Origin of the sequence: Candidatus Photodesmus katoptron Akat1 (genome assembly GCF_000478685.1) — a bacterium.
GTDB lineage: Bacteria > Pseudomonadota > Gammaproteobacteria > Enterobacterales > Vibrionaceae > Vibrio > Vibrio anomalopis.
On record NZ_AMSD01000001.1, the window covers coordinates 318103 to 336072 of the forward strand.

Here is a 17970-nt window from a genome sequence, read left to right on the forward strand (position 1 = left end):
ATCCTGTATTGAAGGATACAATTTGCTTTTTAAAAACTGATACAGTTAATTAAAAAAAGCTATATCAATCAAAACTATACTTTCAATATTGTATCATTAAATTAATATAACATCACTGTATACTTATTATGTAAGGATAAAAAACACCTAATCACACTAAAATCAATTAACTTAGTTGAAAAGAGAATAAAGGGTTATTATTAAATAATATTTTTGAATTGCTATCTATTTATCATCTCAAAAAAAACAACTTATTTTAGTAATGTATAAACCATAATGAAAATGCTAACTTCTCTAAGACTTCACTTAATTTAAATTCTTGACTATATTATGATCCATGTACCCTAATTTTTTCTGGTTTAAAGAACTAGAATAATTTCTGTTGGATTTGATTTTTTTATAACTTACAAGTGTATATTATACATATAAAGAGAATTTATCTAATTGATACATAAAGTTAGTTAAAATAATTACCAAATGATTCAAGTAAAATTCTCAGTGTCATCACTATTTCTCTGCTATTATTGAGAAAATATAATGGAGCCTATAACTATGTGTGGAATCGTAGGAGCGGTAGCACAAAGAAATGTGACTAATATTTTAATACATGGACTACATCGATTAGAGTATCGTGGCTATGACTCTTCAGGCATTGCTGTTGTAGATTTTAAATCAAATTTAACTCGTATACGCTGTTTAGGAAAAGTAAAAAATCTTGAAAATGCACTTAAAAAAAAGAAAGAACAGGTTTTTGGAAATATCGGTATTGCTCATACTCGCTGGGCAACTCATGGCGAACCTTCAGAAATCAATGCTCATCCACATACATCTGGAGATATTGCTGTGGTACATAATGGGATTATTGAAAACCATGAAGAATTAAGAAAAATTTTGCAGAGTCGTGGTTACATATTTGCTTCTGAAGCAGATACAGAAGTGCTGGCCCATTTAATCGAATGGGAACTACGGTTTTCAAATTCATTACGCGAAGCTGTACAAAAAACAACAATACAATTGGAAGGTACTTATGGAATAGTTGTAATTGATCGAAAAAATCCTAAATGCCTAGTAGTTACTCGATCTGGTAGTCCAATTGTAATTGGTTTTGGAATAAATGAAAACTTTCTAGCGTCTGATCAACTAGCACTATTAAATATTACCCGTCATTTTATGTACTTAGAAGAAGGTGATCTCGCTGAAATTACCTACCAAAAAGTAAATGTATTTGATATCAAAGGTCAAAAAGTCGAACGTAAAATCATTGAATCTAATTCGAAGGATCATATAGCAGCTAAAGGGCAATATCATCATTTCATGCAAAAAGAAATCTTTGAACAGGCTTCTTCTTTAAAAAATGCAATAGAAGGTCGTATTAATAAAGATTTAATTTTAACAAACGGTATTGGAGTTCATATTACTAAAATTCTACAAAAAATTGAGCATGTACAAATTATTGCCTGCGGAACTTCTTATAATGCTGGTATGACAGCACGTTATTGGTTTGAAAATTTAGCTGGTGTAGCTTGTGATGTTGAAATTGCATCTGAATTTCGTTATCGAAAATTCATAACTCGCTCTAATAGTTTACTTATTACAATATCTCAATCTGGTGAAACAGCAGATACGCTGGCAGCACTACGTTTAGCTAAGAAAAAAAATTACATCTCATTTATGGCAATTTGTAACACAGAAAATTCATCTTTAGTACGTGAATCAGATTTAATATTGATGATACGAGCAGGCGCAGAAATTGGCGTAGCTTCTACTAAGACATTTACTAATCAACTTGCTATTCTACTAATTCTCGTTACAGCTTTAGGTAAACAAAAGCATTTTATTAGCATTGAAAAAGAAAAAGAAATCGTTAATGCTTTGAATTTATTGCCAAAACAAATTGATAATTTACTTAATTTAAATCAAGAAATTCAATACTTATCAAAAGGATTTATTGATAAAAAAAATACTTTATTTTTAGGAAGAGGAGAGTTCTATCCAATAGCTATGGAAGCATCTCTCAAATTAAAAGAAATTTCATACATTCATTCAGAAGCTTATGCTGCTGGTGAATTAAAACATGGTCCACTTGCTTTAATTGATGTAAATATGCCAGTAATAGTGCTTGCTCCTAATAATGAATTATTAGAAAAATTAAAATCGAATATTGAAGAGGTAAAAGCTCGTGGTGGCATATTGTATATATTTACTTCTATAGATACAGACATCAAAACAGATAAAGGGATGACAGTTATCTCACTGCCTAGTATAAGTGAAATAACAGCACCAATTTATTATACTATTCCAATGCAGTTACTTTCTTACTATGTAGGTTTAATTAAAGGAACAAACGTTGATCAACCTAGAAATCTAGCTAAATCAGTAACGGTTGAATAAAAGATTGGATATCCTTATTTAAATTAAGTATGATGATATCAGTTATATTAGCGCTTAAATCTTATTGTTACTTGAAAACATTCAGAGTTACTACTATATAAAAACTATAAATAACACCACCAAGAAACTAGAGTTCTTCTTTTATATTTATAAAAATAATTGATATTTAAACAGCGAGCAAGACACTGTACTTAAAATTTAATATCCCCTTAATGAAATTTCTCCACTAATATAGTTTTCTAACCCTTTTGAAGTTTTAATCAATAGTGCTCCCTTTTCATTAATACCATGCTCTATCCCCTCAATTTTATTTTCCCCAATGAGTAAAATTACTTTTTTACCAAAATAATTATCTAATTGATTCCAACGTTTGATAAATTTTCTAACACCATGTAATTCATAATATTTAAGTTCTGAATATAATGCATTAATTAATGCTATTGCTAATTCATTACGATCTAATGAAGAACGATCCGCCACCTCAATAAGGCTAGTCCAAGGAGAACTAATACCCTCTTTTGTTGATTTCATCAATAAATTCAAACCTATCCCAATAACAAGACTTTCCTTATTAACTGATTCAATCAAAATTCCAGCTAATTTTCGATCTTTGTAGCATAAATCATTTGGCCATTTAAGTTTAACTCCTTTTATACCAAACGTAGATAATACTTCAACAATTATAACAGCAATAACTATACTTAAACCTACTGCTGAATCTATGCCAGAATTTAATTTCCAATACATTGAGAAATATAAATTTTTACCAAATGGTGATACCCATTTACGTCCACGTCGACCACGACCCTTCGTTTGATGTTCAGAAATACAAACTGTACCTGATTTTATAGATGAGCTATCTAATAAATATTGATTAGTTGAATCAATAATAGGTATCAATTTAAGTGAATTTCCTATTTTAGATCTAATTAATCTAGCATTAAGAAAATCTATTGTTTCAGGCAGCTGATATCCTTTCTCTTTTAAATACGAGATATTAATGCCCCACTCTCGGATCCCTTCTATGTGTTTTTGAATTTCTGTAGGAGATATATCAAACCGAATAGATAATGCTCTCATAGAAAAAAAGAACCTTTTGAAATAAGCTTAAGAATTGCAAGTTTTATCTCAATATTTTTTATAATTTATTGCTCCAAGATTAATTTCTGATGTACAAGACATAAGATGTACCTCATTTTCTAATTCCAAACCGTATTTATCAATTATCGTTCTTTGAATTAGAAGTGCTAAATTTACAATGTCTTGTGCACTTGCATTCTCTTTATTAATAATAACTAGTGCTTGAGAAGAACATACTTGCGCTCCTCCAATCATCGTACCCTTTAAACCACATTTATCGATTAATTCACCAGCAAAAATCTTCACCATACCTAATTTATAAGAATAATTTGGAATATCAGAAAACTTTTTTATTAAAGATTGATACTTGTAATAACAAACTAATGGATTTTTAAAAAAACTTCCTGCATTACCATTGATTATAGGATCTGGTATTTTTTTTTTCGAAGGTCACAAACTCGTTTAAATATTTTCTCAGAAGTTATAGTATTTCGATTAATCTTTTCTAAAGAATTATATTTAATATTTGCTACCCAGTTTTTCTTCAATTTGAGACCAATTGCAATTATAACAATTTTTTTGTAAAGCGCATGTTTAAAAATAGAGTCACGATATCCAAACGAACACTCTTGATTAGTTAAGCGTTGGATATTAAAAGTTTCTAAACAAAGTACATCAACATATTCACATATATCTTTTAATTCCATACCATAGGCACCAATATTTTGAATTGGCGCAGCCCCTGCGGAACCTGGAATTAAAGCCAAATTTTCAAGTCCAAAATAACCATTTTTAACTGCCCATTCTACTAGTGATGGCCAATCTTCTCCTGCTTTAATATGTAAATGATAATTAGCTTTGGATTCTAAAACTGATTTTCCGAGTAGTTTATTTATTACCACTACACCTTCAAATCTTTCAGTAAATAAAATATTACTACCCTTTCCTAATACTACTTTAGGTAAATACTGCCAATAAACGCTTTGGTAAACTGAAATTAACTCATCTACTGAATTTACTTCAACAAGAATTTTGCAAAATTGTGAAACACCAAAAGTATGATAGTCCCTTAAATCTACATCTGTATATATGTTCATAAAATTTAAAATACAAGTAATAAATTATAACTCTATGTAATCCATAGTATATTATTATACGATAATCTAGAAGCATATATCATATATAATTTAAGTAATATCAAAGATAAACCAACAGAATAAATGTATTAAACAATAACATTATTTAATGAAATTTAATTGCATACATAAGATAAAGACCATTAGAGAAATTTTTTAGCATTATGATATAAACCAAACTACATGATATCTTCTACTTAAAAGTCTTTTGATTTTTGTTAGTATTCCTAATTAAAATATTTCATGCTTTTACTTAACTATAGAGGTAAAGAATATCTGGTATGATAGCCAAAAGGAATTCATTTAACCAACTTCCTACCCTTGCAATGAATCCAGAGAAATTTAAAATTCTCTATTCAGCAAAAAAATTTAGGAATCATATTATTAACGCAATCAAAACAGCCTGTACAAGGATTTATCTTGTTGCTTTGTACCTAGAAGATGATGAAGCAGGTCGAGAGATCTTATCTGAACTTTACAAAGCAAAAAAGAAAAAACCAGAGCTTGATACTAGTATCTGTGTTGATTGGCATAGAGCACAACGAGGTTTAATTGGTGAAGCATCTTCTGAAGGTAATGCGGCTATGTATAAATCTTTTTCTGATAACAATGAATATAAAATTCCTATTTTTGGTGTTCCAATTCATAGAAAAGAAATATTTGGTGTATTACACCTAAAAGGCTTTATTGTTGATAATCAAGTTATATACAGTGGCGCTAGTTTAAATAATCTTTATTTAAACTATCATGATCGTTATCGTTTTGATCGATATCATATACTAAATTGCAAAGCATTAGCTGATAGCATGGTCCAATTTATTCGCCAAGAAATAATCGATCACCCAGCAGTTAATGATTTAACTTCTGATTATAAACCAAGCACAAAGGATATAAAAACTGATATTCGTCAACTTCGAGCTTCTTTAGCTCAATCAAGCTATCAATTTATTTCAGAAAAAGCAAACCCAGAACAAATAGCTATAACACCTATCGTAGGAATCGGTAAACATCAAAATAGACTAAACCAGATCATTAATCAACTTATAACTCAGGCAAAAAAAGAAATTTTTATCTGTACTCCCTACTTTAATCTTCCAAAAAGCATAATTAAAAAAATAAAAATAGCCTTAAATTTAGGCTTAAAAGTAACAATTATCGTAGGTGATAAAACAGCTAATGATTTCTATATCTCACCAAAAGAAAAATTTAAGGCTATTGGAGGACTTCCTTATCTTTACGAAGTAAACTTACGTCAATTCGCTAAAGCCAACCAAGCAGATATTTCTAGCTGTAAACTTTCTATTAATCTATGGAAACATAATGATAACAGCTTTCATTTAAAAGGAATTTGGGTTGATAAACATTATATGCTAATTACAGGAAACAACCTTAATCCACGCGGGTGGAAATTAGATCTTGAAAATGCTATCTTAATCCAGGATAATTTTTTCTATTTAACTCCTCAAGTTGAAAAAGAGATAGAAAATATTCTTCGTCACACTAAGCCTATTTTTACCTATCGTCAACTAGAGAAAGTGGATAATTATCCAAAGAATGTAAAAAAACTAATTCGTAAAATAATCAGGATAAAGGCTGACCATGTGCTGAAGCACATTTTATAAAACCATGTGCTGAAGCACCTTTTATAAAACATAGATAATACCAAACCTTCCAGAATAGTGTCTATGAAAACTTATTAAGTAAATTAGCTAGTTGACTTTAAGTACAGAAGCATGCAACATTAATCATGAAAGCAATATATAATATTACCTATCGTATTAAATTTAAGAGATATAAAATTCAATTTCTCCAAATCAAATAACTTTATGAAAAATACAACCAAAATTTTAGGTTCCATATGTACTAGGATATTGAAAACAACAATAAAGAACATGCTAAATAAAGATAGAAAAGAAAAGATAAAAACTAAAGTGTTTCCTAACCTCAGTACAAAGTTAGATAAAGTTAACTCAATTTGCTACAGATTAACTGACTAGCATCAATATCTATTTTGCTTAGCATCTTAAGCCCTATATGTGGTACTGTATTGAAAAAAAAGGGAAATAATATAACTTTAATCACGAAGCTTGTTCATTAATATTATAAGAATGATTTCAGATGGTTTATTTATTTAAAGTTGCCCTGTTTATAAGCAACGAGCATTTTAGCATTTAGAGGTAATAAAATGGAAAAAGTTCCAATGACTTCCCGTGGCGCTCAACTATTGCGTGATGAGCTACGTCGATTACTTAAACTTCGCCCTAAAATTTCCGAAGCAATTGCAGAGGCTCGAGATCTGGGAGATTTAAAAGAGAATGCTGAGTATCATGCTGCTCGTGAGGAGCAAGCTATTTGCGAAGCACAAATTCGTGACATTGAATACAAACTCTCAGTAGCTCAGATTATAGATGTTAGCAAAATGAAAAACACTGGAAAGGTTATATTTGGAACTACTGTAACACTTATTGATATTGATACAAATGAAGAAAAAACCTATCAAATTGTTGGTGATGATGAAGCTGATATTAAGTCAGGTCGTATCTCTGTTAGTTCACCAATTGCACGAGGATTAATTGGAAAAATGGAAGGTGGTGAAGTGGTTATATCTACTCCAGGTGGAGATAAAGATTTTGAAATTAATAAAGTTCTTTATTGCTAATAACATAATAAGATGAATTACGAAAAGCTACGGAAAAGCAGTGACTTTCCGTCATCCATCAACACACACACTAGGTTGGTTTTATATATTCTTTATTAATTTATCATTATGTTCAGAACGAATCGCTCTAATTGCTATAACACATTGCTTTCTTAGAGTTTTTTATCAAAAAGTATTCTTGCAATGAGTTAAAAATTGTATATTATATGAATAAATCTTTACTTACATGCATTATGCCGCTAACGTTAATTGAATGTTATTGCATCAGAAGCAAAATTTTATTTAATGATTGCATCGTTCGAACTTTTTTTGGTTTAAAAACTCACATGAGCAAAAAAATTCAGGTAGCTCCGCACGCTGGTTAAAAGAGCATTTTGATGATAGATATGCTAATGAAGCCAAGAAAAAAGGGTATCGTTCACGTTCTGTATTCAAGATTCAAGAGATTCAGAATAAAGATAAATTACTAGAAAAAGGAATGACAGTTGTTGATTTAGGAGCAGCCCCTGGCGGATGGTCACAATACGTAATTGATATAGTTAGAAGTGATATAGGACAAGTAATTGCTTGCGATATTTTACCAATCAATTCAATTCCTGGAGTTACCTTCTTGCAAGGTGATATTCGTGAGAAGAAGGTTTTTAAAACATTACTCAACAAAATTCAACCTGATAAGGTTAACGTAATATTATCTGATATGGCACCTAACATGACTGGTCACTCATCAATCGATCAATCACGTACAATGCATTTAGTTGAGTTAGCTTTAAACATTTGTAGACAAATTTTAGTGTCTAATGGTAGCTTTGTAGTGAAACTTTTCCAAGGCGAAGGTTTTGAGCAATATCTTAAAAAAGTTCGTAACGCTTTTAAAATTGTTAAAATCAGGAAACCAAATGCTTCTCGATCTCGTTCCAAAGAAGTTTATATTGTAGCTTCTGGTTATACAGATTCACTACTTTGCCATTAAAAGCACACGTTATGATATAGCTACAGATTACAAACTGTAGTACCCTACCCTTTAATTACAATTAATTATCGCGAGGCTGACACCTTGAGTGATATGGTAAAAAATTTAATTTTGTGGCTAGTTATTGCTGTAATATTGATGTCACTTTTCCAAAATTTTAGACCTGGAGAAAAGAACATCAGAACAGTTGATTACACTACATTTCTCCAGGAAGTTGGTCAAGGCCAAATTCAAGAAGCAACATTTAAAGGTCAAGAAATTACCTTTACACGTCGTGGAAGTACATCTAAGTCTATAACTTATATGCCAGTTTATGATCAAAAGCTTCTTGATGATTTAATTAACCAAAGCGTAAAAGTACAAGGAACTCCACCAGAAGAGCAAAGTCTTCTAGGTACTATTTTTATTTCATGGTTCCCTATGATCTTACTTATTGGTGTATGGATCTTTTTTATGCGCCAAATGCAAGGCAGTGGTGGTAAAGGTGCAATGTCTTTTGGAAAAAGTAAAGCACGTATGATGAGTGAAGAACAAATTAAAACTACTTTTTCTGATGTTGCTGGTTGTGACGAAGCAAAAGATGACGTTAAAGAGCTAGTAGATTATTTGAAAGATCCAAATAGATTCCAAAAACTGGGTGGTAAAATACCAACTGGTATTCTAATGGTTGGTCCTCCAGGTACTGGTAAAACATTGCTTGCTAAAGCTATTGCTGGTGAAGCAAAAGTGCCATTCTTTACTATTTCTGGTTCAGACTTTGTAGAAATGTTTGTTGGTGTAGGTGCATCTCGTGTACGAGATATGTTTGAACAAGCAAAAAAAGCAGCCCCTTGTATCATTTTTATTGATGAAATTGACGCAGTAGGTAGACAACGAGGAGCAGGAGTTGGTGGTGGGCATGATGAACGTGAACAAACTTTAAATCAAATGCTAGTTGAAATGGATGGATTTGAAGGCAATGAAGGTATTATTGTCATTGCAGCAACCAATAGACCAGATGTTCTAGATCCCGCCTTACTTCGTCCTGGCCGTTTTGATCGCCAAGTTGTAGTAGGTTTACCTGACATACGAGGTCGTGAACAAATTCTTAAAGTTCATATGCGCAAAGTTCCTTTATCAAACGATGTTGAGCCTTCTCTTATAGCACGTGGTACTCCAGGTTTTTCCGGGGCTGATCTTGCCAATCTTATAAACGAAGCTGCCCTCTTCGCAGCCCGTAACAATAAACAACATGTTTCAATGGTTGAATTTGAGTTAGCAAAAGATAAAATTATGATGGGTGCAGAACGTCGTTCTATGGTTATGTCTGAAGAAACTAAAGAATCAACTGCTTACCATGAAGCAGGTCATGCAATTGTTGGACGATTAGTACCGGAGCATGATCCCGTATACAAAGTTTCAATAATTCCTAGAGGACGCGCTTTAGGTATCACTATGTACTTGCCAGAACAAGATCGTTTAAGTATGAATCGTCAACATCTTGAATCTATAATATCTAGTCTTTATGGCGGTCGATTAGCTGAAGAGTTAATTTATGGAAAAAATCAAGTATCAACTGGGGCATCTAACGATATTGAAAGAGCAACAGAAATTGCGCGAAAAATGGTAACTCAATGGGGATTTTCAGAAAAATTAGGCCCTTTACTATATGCAGAAGATGAAGGAGAAATTTTCCTTGGTCGAAGTGTTACTCAGACAAAACATATGTCTGATAATACAGCCAAATTAATTGATGATGAGGTTCGTAAAATTATTGATCATAATTATGACAGGGCTAAATATATTCTTGAAAAAAACATGGATATCATGCATGCAATGAAAGATGCTCTCATGAAATATGAAACAATTGATTCAGGACAAATTGATGATTTGATGGCACGCAAAAAGGAGATAAGAGAACCTGCAGGTTGGAATGATAAGGTTAAAGGAAATGGAAATCAAACATCTTCAAATAGAAACTCTAATACAACAATAATAAATTAAAAAGACATTAAGACAAAGTATTATGAACGCATAAGCTGATAACTAATTTCAAATCTTTTTTTCTATTTTTAGAACTATATGATTATCAAAAATAATACAAAATCACTTGATTTATCTAAGATTCATATTATGGGAATCTTAAATGTTACGCCTGATTCTTTCTCTGATGGTGGTAAATATAACTCGCTAGATAAAGCTTTTCTACAAGCGCAAAATATGATTAATTCTGGAGTTAGCATTATTGATGTTGGAGGAGAATCAACAAGACCAGGGGCAAGTAAGGTATCTTTGTCAGAAGAACTTAAGCGTGTTCTCCCTATCATTAAAATAATCCGGGAATATAACAGTGATATATGGATTTCTATTGATACTAGTAAGCCAGAAGTTATGAGGCAAGCTATAGAAATGGGAGCAGATATGATTAATGATGTTTGTGCTATGCAAGTACCAGGAGCTTTAGAAATTGCTAAAACGTTTCAAGTTCCAGTTTGTTTAATCCACACAAAAGATAAATATATCCAACAAACCAACTCTCAAGATATTTCTCGAGAAATAATTAGTTTTTTTATCAAAAGGATTAAGGCTTGCGAAATTGCAGGGATAAAGAAAAATAAATTAATACTCGATCCTGGTTTTGGGTTTAATAAAACTTTAAAGAATAACTATCAAGTACTAGCACATTTAGAAAAATTTCATCAATTAGGTTTTCCAATTTTAGTTGGAATATCTAGAAAATCTATGCTGTTTAAATTATTAAATAAAAAACCTGAAAATTGTGTTCTTGCCAGTGTAATATGTGCAACTATTGCAGCTTTTAAAAGGACTAATATCATTAGAGTGCATGACTTTAGAGAAACATTAGAAGCAATGAAAATTATCAAGATGATTCGAGCTAATTCTAACTTCGAATAATAATTAAGGAACAAGTATGTCTAATAAAAAACGTTACTTTGGTACTGATGGAATTCGAGGAAAAGTAGGAAGACATCCAATTACTCCAGATTTCATTTTAAAATTAGGTTGGGCGGCAGGTCGTATACTAGCTAAAAAAGGCACCAATAAAGTAATCATTGGAAAAGACACTCGTATTTCTGGTTATATGCTTGAATCATCTTTAGAAGCTGGGCTTGCGGCTGCTGGTCTTAAATCTATTTTAACCGGTCCTATGCCAACTCCGGCTATTGCCTACTTAACTCAGACTTTCCGTGCAGAAGCAGGTATTGTGATTTCTGCATCACATAATCTTTACCAAGATAACGGAATTAAATTTTTTTCTTCAGAAGGAACTAAGTTACCTGATGATATTGAATTAACAATTGAAAAGGAACTTGATAAAAATATAGAATGCGTACAATCTGCTAAATTAGGTCAAGCAACACGTTTAAATGATGCTGCTGGTCGTTATATTGAGTTTTGCAAAAGCACCTTTCCGGTAGATAGTAATCTAGCAGGATTAAAAATTGTCATTGATTGTGCTAACGGCTCAACTTACCATATCGCACCAACAGTATTTACCGAGCTTGGTTCTAACGTAATTGCAATTGGTGTACATCCTAATGGTATAAATATTAACTATAAGCGAGGATCTACCAATGTTAAAGCTTTACAAAAAAGAGTTTTAGATGAAAAAGCAAACTTAGGTTTAGCATTTGATGGTGACGGTGACCGAATCATTATGGTAGATGAGTTAGGCAATAAAGTCAATGGTGATCAGATTGCCTATATTATTGCCTCTGATGCTCTGTACCAAAATAAATTAAAAGGCGGTGTTGTTGGAACATTAATGACAAACTTAGGTATGAAAAATGCTTTAAAAAATATAGGTATCCCTTTTATCCAAACACATATTGGTGATCGCTATGTAATGGAGGAATTGCTAAAACAAAACTGGAAAATTGGTGCTGAAAGCTCTGGACATATAATTTTACTTGATAAAGTGACTACAGGGGATGCAATTGTTGCAGCCCTGCAAGTACTAACTGCAATAGTAACTCAAGGAAAGTCATTAAATGAACTTTTACAAGGAGTAACATTATATCCTCAAGTACTTAAAAATATAAAAATAGCTAATAATTCAAATCCACTTCAGGAAAAAACTGTTAAAAATACTATCAGTGAGGTTAGGAGATTTTTAGGCAAAAAAGGACGAATCTTAGTAAGGAAATCTGGTACTGAACCATTACTGCGTATAATGGTTGAAGGAGAAGATATGGAATTAATCAATGCTTTAGCAGAAAAAGTTGCTAATGCAATTCTTAAAAACTGCTCATTGCTTTAATAAGCAATATATTATGAGCTTTATTTTAGTTAGGTATATAAATTACTATTTATAGTAAATTTTACTTGTTCTTATGGTTCATTTTACGTTAGGATTATTCTTTGTATATTTAAGAGCCTTATTAATTTTACTCTTCTAAAATTAATAATAACTCTAATAGTTAGGTAAAGTACATATAGGAAACTGTCATGTTTTCAGTCTTACTAGCTGTTTATCTTTTAACAGCATTTTTCATTGTTTCCTTTATACTGATTCAACAAGGAAAAGGTGCAGATATAGGGGCTTCATTTGGTTCTAGTGCTTCAAACTCTATTTGGGGTACTAGCGGAAGAGGAAGTTTTTTAGCTAAAATAACTTCTATCTTTGTAGCTATATTTTTTATACTAAGCTTAATACTGGGCAATATGTCTGCTAATAAAACAAGCAAAAGGTCAGTTTTAAGCAATCATCAAGATGAAATTGTTGCATTAAATAAGGATAGTTCTACTGATAAAAATATAGATTCAAGAAATAATGATATACCCTAATAAAAACAAATCATTTTTTTGCGCCGAGATGGTGAAATTGGTAGACACGCTAGCATGAGGTGCTAGTGCTTTATGTGTGAGGGTTCAAATCCCTCTCTCGGCACCATTACTTACCATAATTTTATTTACAAATTGTTTTTTTAACCATATGATTTAATTAACTTTAGGTAGATGGATTTTTGGTGCTTTTATTTTTATATTGCATAAATCCAGAGCAATTTAAAGAACACATTCACTTGTTTTATTTTATACAATTGGTATAGAATCTTTTAAGTGATTATCTGGAATTTAAATTGGGCTCCATGCCCTTTTTTATTTCTGGAGCATTTTTTATATGACTAATTTAGAAAAACAATTGACTGACATACTCAACGGGCCTATATCAGCATTAGGTTATGAATTTATTGGATTAGAATTTAACTATCCAATCAATTCAATATTACGAATTTATATTGATAATAAAATAGGAATTAATATAGATAATTGTACAGAAGTTAGTTATCAGGTGAGTGCTATACTAGACGTTGAAGATCCCATTTCAATACCCTATATTTTAGAAGTTTCTTCTCCAGGCTTAGACAGACCACTTTTTAAATTAGCGCATTATGAAAAGTTTATTGATCATGAAGTTAATCTCATTCTGAAAGTAACAATAAATAATTGCCGTAAATTTAAGGGAGTAATTCATTCTGTTAGAGATCAATGTATCGTACTGAATGTCCAAGGAGAAAAAAAACGATTTGTACTCAATAATATCTTGAAAGCTAACTTAATTCCAAAATTTAAATTTCTTTGAGAAATAGATGCTTAAGAGGCTAAATTTAAAATGAGTAAAGAAATTTTAGCAGTAGTAGAAGCAGTTTCAAATGAAAAAGCTGTACCTAGAGAACGAATTTTTGAAGCTTTAGAGATTGCTTTAGCTACATCAACTAAGAAAAAATATGAAATCGATATTGATGTGCATGTTATTATCGACCGGAAAACAGGTGAATTTCAAACTTTTCGTCAATGGGAAGTAGTTAAAACAGTTGAAAATCCGACAAAAGAAATTTCCATCGAAGCTGCTCAATATGAAAATGAAACTATTACTATTGGTTGTTTTATTAAAGATAACATCGATTCAGTAACCTTTGATCGCATCACTACCCAAACGGCAAAACAAGTTATTGTACAAAAAGTACGTGAAGCTGAACGAACACAAATTGTCTCACAATTTATAGATAAAGAAGGTGATCTAATTACTGGTGTTGTCAAAAAAGTAAATAGGGAAATAGTAATTTTAGACTTAGGTAACAATGCTGAAGCAGTAATTTTACGTGATGATCAACTACCGAGAGAAAATTTTCGACCAGGAGATCGTGTTCGTGGACTTTTATATAAAATTGTACCTGAATCTCGCGGTTTCCAACTGTTTATTACTCGTTCAAAACCTGAGATGCTAGAAGAATTATTTCGTATTGAAGTGCCAGAAATTGGTGAAGATCTTATTGAATTAAAAGGTGCTGCTCGTGATCCTGGCTCTCGTGCTAAAATAGCAGTCAAAACTAACGATCGTCGAATTGATCCGGTTGGTGCTTGTGTTGGTATGCGTGGTGCTCGTGTCCAAGCCGTTTCTAGTGAATTAGCTGGTGAACGTATTGATATCGTACTTTGGGATGATAATCCAGCTCAATTTGCTATCAATACAATAGCTCCAGCAGATGTAGTTTCAATTATAGTTGATGAAGATGAACATTCTATGGACATTGCAGTTGAAAAGAATAATTTAGCACAAGCTATTGGTAGAAATGGTCAAAATGTACGTTTAGCATCTCAATTAACTGGCTGGGAGCTTAGCATAATGACTATTACTGAACTAGAAGAAAAACATCAAAAAGAATCACAAGCATCTATTAAAATATTTATGAAGTATCTAAATATCGAGAAAAATTTTGCAGAAATCTTATCTGAAGAAGGATTTTCATCGTTAGAAGAAGTAGCTTATGTACCAGTTAATGAATTATTAAAAGTAGATGGATTAAATAAAAAACTTGTTGAAGAACTTCGTAGCCGTGCTAAAGATGCACTTACAACTATAGCATTAGCACAGGAAGAAACTTTTGAAGGTGTTAAGCTTTCTCAAAATCTACTTAATCTTAAAGGTCTAGAACGTGAAATGGCATTTAAGCTTGCAGCGAAAGGAATCAGTACACTAGAAAATCTAGCTGAACAAAGCATTGATGAGCTAGAAGGAATCAATGGATTAACAGAAGAACATGCCGGTAAGCTAATTATGGAGGCACGTAACATTTGTTGGTTCAATAATGGGAAATAATTTCAGCAACAAAGAGGATGCCTAATGACAGAATTAACTGTAAAAGCTCTAAGTCAAGAGATTGGCATACCAGTTGATCGCTTAATTGAGCAACTTGCTGATGCAGGAATTAAAAAAGCAAGTAATGAGAAAGTTTCAGATGTCGAAAAACAAAAGCTATTAAGTCATCTAAAAAAGGAACATGGTGATATGTCTGGAGAATCTGAACCGACTCGTTTAACTCTTCAGCGTAAAACTAGAAGTACATTAAGTGTCATAGCAGGAAGTGGAAAAAGCAAAGATATTCAAGTAGAAGTGCGCAAAAAACGTATCTATGTAAAACGCAGTAGTATTGAAGATAAAACTACAGAAATTTCAACAACACTCAAAGTAAATGAAAAAAATAAAACCATTAAAAAGAAAGCTAAACGGGTGCAAGCTGGAAAGGCTAAGAAACAAATGAATTCAAAAAATGCAGACGTTAATGCAAATGAACAAGTAGTAAAAAAACAAATTGATGAATTTAAGCTCCGTCAAGAAGAGGAAGCTCAGCGTAAAGCAGAAAGAGAATCAATAAAACTTGTAGAAAAAGCACGTAAACTTGCTGAAGAAAACCAAGTTCGTTGGACTGAAGAAGAAAGAAAAACAGAACTAGAAAATTCTGATTACCATTTAACTACTTCTACATATGCTCGTGAAGCTGAAGATGATGAAGATCGTAAAAAAGAAGAAGGAGGACGTCGAAAGAAAAAAAAACATTCTAACCATGAGCACATTCGTGATACTCGTAATAATCAACGCAATAGCAAAATTCGAAACAAAAACAAACATTCTATATTAAACTCAACCCAGCATACTTTTACTAAAACAGCTGTAGTAACTAAACAGGATATTATCATTGGTGAAACAATTATTGTTTCTGAACTAGCAAATAAAATGTCAATGAAATGCGCCGAGGTGATTAAAGTTATGATGAAAATGGGAGCCATAGCTACCATTAATCAAGTAATCGATCAAGAAACGGCTGCCCTAGTAGCTGAAGAAATAGGATATAAAGTTATCCTGCGTAAAGACAATGATCTTGAAGAAGCAGTACTTTCCGATCGTGATTCTGATACTCTTCCAAAGAGTCGTGCTCCAGTAGTAACTATCATGGGACATGTTGATCATGGTAAAACTTCCACACTTGATTATATTCGCAAAGCTCATGTGGTTTCTAAAGAATCTGGTGGTATCACACAACACATAGGTGCATATCACGTAAAAACTAAAAATGGAATGATTACATTTCTGGATACTCCTGGACACGCAGCTTTTACTGCTATGCGTGCTCGGGGGGCTCAAGTAACAGATATAGTTGTACTCGTTGTCGCAGCGGATGATGGTGTTATGCCACAAACAATTGAAGCAATACAACATGCTAAAGCAGCCAATGTTCCGTTAATTATTGCCGTCAATAAAATAGATAAAGAAAACGCAAACCCAGATAATATAAAAAACGAGCTCGCAAATTACAGTGTTATACCTGAAGAATGGGGAGGTGAGAATATGTTTGTTAATATCTCTGCAAAACAAGGTACTAATATTGATATTCTGTTAGAAACTATTCTCCTACAATCTGAAATGCTTGAACTTACCGCCATTAAAGACGGAATGGCTTCTGGTATTGTAATCGAATCTCGTCTGGATAAAGGTCGTGGTCCAGTAGCAACGATTTTAGTTCAGTCTGGTACGCTAAATAAAGGTGATATAATACTTTGTGGTCAAGAATATGGTCGTGTTCGTGCTATGCGGAATGAAAATGGTCAAGAAATTATAACTGCAGGTCCATCTATCCCTGTAGAAATTTTTGGTCTTTCTGCTGTTCCAGTATCTGGTGATGATGCTACAGTCGTACGTGACGAACGCAAAGCTCGTGAAGTAGCTAATTATCGTCAAGGCAAATTTCGTGATGTAAAACTTGCAAACCAACAAAAAATTAAACTTGAAAATATATTCTCAGATATGACTTCTGGTGATATTGCCGAACTAAATGTTGTACTTAAAGCTGATGTTCGAGGATCTGTTGAAGCTATTTCAGACTCTTTACTTGAGCTTTCTACTAATGAAGTAAAAGTAAATATAGTTGGTTCTGGTGTTGGAGGGATTACAGAAACTGATGCAGTTCTTGCAGCTGCTTCTAATGCAATAATTCTTGGTTTTAATGTACGAGCAGACGCATCTGCTCGTCGTACTATTGAAACAGAACATTTAGATCTTCGTTACTATTCAGTTATTTATCAATTAATTGATGAAGTAAAAAAAGCGATGAGTGGAATGCTTACACCAACATTAAAACAACAAATTATTGGTCTTGCGGAAGTTCGTAATATATTTAAATCACCTAAACTAGGTGCAATTGCAGGTTGTATGGTAACTGAAGGTCTAATTAAGCGTAGCAATCCAATCCGAATATTACGTGACAATGTTGTTATTTATGAAGGTGAATTAGAATCTTTACGTCGCTTTAAGGATGATGTTCAAGAAATTAAAAATGGTTATGAATGTGGTATTGGCGTTAAAAACTATAATGATATTCGTATTGGTGATCAAATAGAAGTATTTGAAATTTTCAAAATTACACGTACTTTAGATTAAATACAGCAGCCAAATA

12 protein-coding genes, 1 tRNA gene and 1 pseudogene are annotated in these 17970 nt (G+C 32.2%); 12 read left to right on the plus strand and 2 right to left on the minus strand.

Annotation, left to right across the window (positions count from 1 at the left end; all coding sequences use genetic code 11):
- Positions 1–552: 552 nt before the first annotated feature.
- Positions 553–2391 (plus strand): glutamine--fructose-6-phosphate transaminase (isomerizing), encoded by a 1839-nt coding sequence (gene glmS, locus O1U_RS01345; protein WP_016503619.1) that lies wholly within the window; start codon positions 553–555, stop codon positions 2389–2391.
- Positions 2392–2589: 198 nt separating this feature from the next.
- Here the strand turns inward: glmS and birA are convergent, their stop codons facing one another.
- Positions 2590–3471, minus strand: a complete 882-nt coding sequence (birA, locus tag O1U_RS01350) for a bifunctional biotin--[acetyl-CoA-carboxylase] ligase/biotin operon repressor BirA (protein ID WP_016503620.1) — start codon at positions 3469–3471, stop codon at positions 2590–2592.
- A gap of 48 nt (positions 3472–3519) precedes the next feature.
- Positions 3520–4568, minus strand: a pseudogene (gene murB, locus O1U_RS01355) (UDP-N-acetylmuramate dehydrogenase).
- A 320-nt stretch (positions 4569–4888) separates the two neighbouring features.
- Here murB and pssA point away from each other — a divergent pair.
- The 11 genes from pssA to infB all read left to right on the plus strand — a co-directional run bounded on the left by pssA (position 4889) and on the right by infB (position 17954).
- Positions 4889–6229 carry a CDP-diacylglycerol--serine O-phosphatidyltransferase gene (gene pssA / locus O1U_RS01360; protein ID WP_016503622.1) on the plus strand — a complete coding sequence of 447 codons (1341 nt, stop codon included), beginning with the start codon at positions 4889–4891 and terminating at the stop codon, positions 6227–6229.
- Between the two features lie 563 nt (positions 6230–6792).
- Positions 6793–7266: a transcription elongation factor GreA gene (gene greA / locus O1U_RS01365; RefSeq protein ID WP_016503623.1), complete on the plus strand. Its 474-nt coding sequence runs from the start codon at positions 6793–6795 to the stop codon at positions 7264–7266.
- Between the two features lie 289 nt (positions 7267–7555).
- A complete protein-coding gene (gene rlmE, locus O1U_RS01370) occupies positions 7556–8236 on the plus strand; it encodes a 23S rRNA (uridine(2552)-2'-O)-methyltransferase RlmE (RefSeq protein WP_016503624.1) in 681 nt (226 codons plus the stop codon).
- Between the two features lie 93 nt (positions 8237–8329).
- On the plus strand, positions 8330–10219 hold the full coding sequence (gene ftsH / locus O1U_RS01375) for an ATP-dependent zinc metalloprotease FtsH (protein ID WP_016503625.1): 1890 nt from the start codon (positions 8330–8332) through the stop codon (positions 10217–10219).
- Positions 10220–10297: 78 nt separating this feature from the next.
- On the plus strand, positions 10298–11131 hold the full coding sequence (gene folP / locus O1U_RS01380; protein ID WP_016503626.1) for a dihydropteroate synthase: 834 nt from the start codon (positions 10298–10300) through the stop codon (positions 11129–11131).
- Between the two features lie 16 nt (positions 11132–11147).
- Entirely contained in the window at positions 11148–12497 is a 1350-nt protein-coding gene (gene glmM, locus O1U_RS01385) for a phosphoglucosamine mutase (protein WP_016503627.1), read from the plus strand.
- Positions 12498–12685: 188 nt separating this feature from the next.
- Entirely contained in the window at positions 12686–13024 is a 339-nt protein-coding gene (gene secG / locus O1U_RS01390; RefSeq protein ID WP_016503628.1) for a preprotein translocase subunit SecG, read from the plus strand.
- 22 nt (positions 13025–13046) lie between these two features.
- Positions 13047–13130 (plus strand) — tRNA-Leu (locus O1U_RS01395).
- Positions 13131–13358: 228 nt separating this feature from the next.
- Complete coding sequence (gene rimP / locus O1U_RS01400; RefSeq protein WP_016503629.1) at positions 13359–13820, plus strand: ribosome maturation factor RimP; 462 nt, start codon at positions 13359–13361, stop codon at positions 13818–13820.
- Between the two features lie 30 nt (positions 13821–13850).
- Positions 13851–15338, plus strand: a complete 1488-nt coding sequence (nusA, locus tag O1U_RS01405) for a transcription termination factor NusA (protein ID WP_016503630.1) — start codon at positions 13851–13853, stop codon at positions 15336–15338.
- Between the two features lie 24 nt (positions 15339–15362).
- The gene (gene infB, locus O1U_RS01410; protein WP_016503631.1) at positions 15363–17954 is read left to right on the plus strand and encodes a translation initiation factor IF-2; all 2592 of its coding nucleotides are present in this window, start codon (positions 15363–15365) and stop codon (positions 17952–17954) included.
- Positions 17955–17970 lie beyond the last annotated feature (16 nt).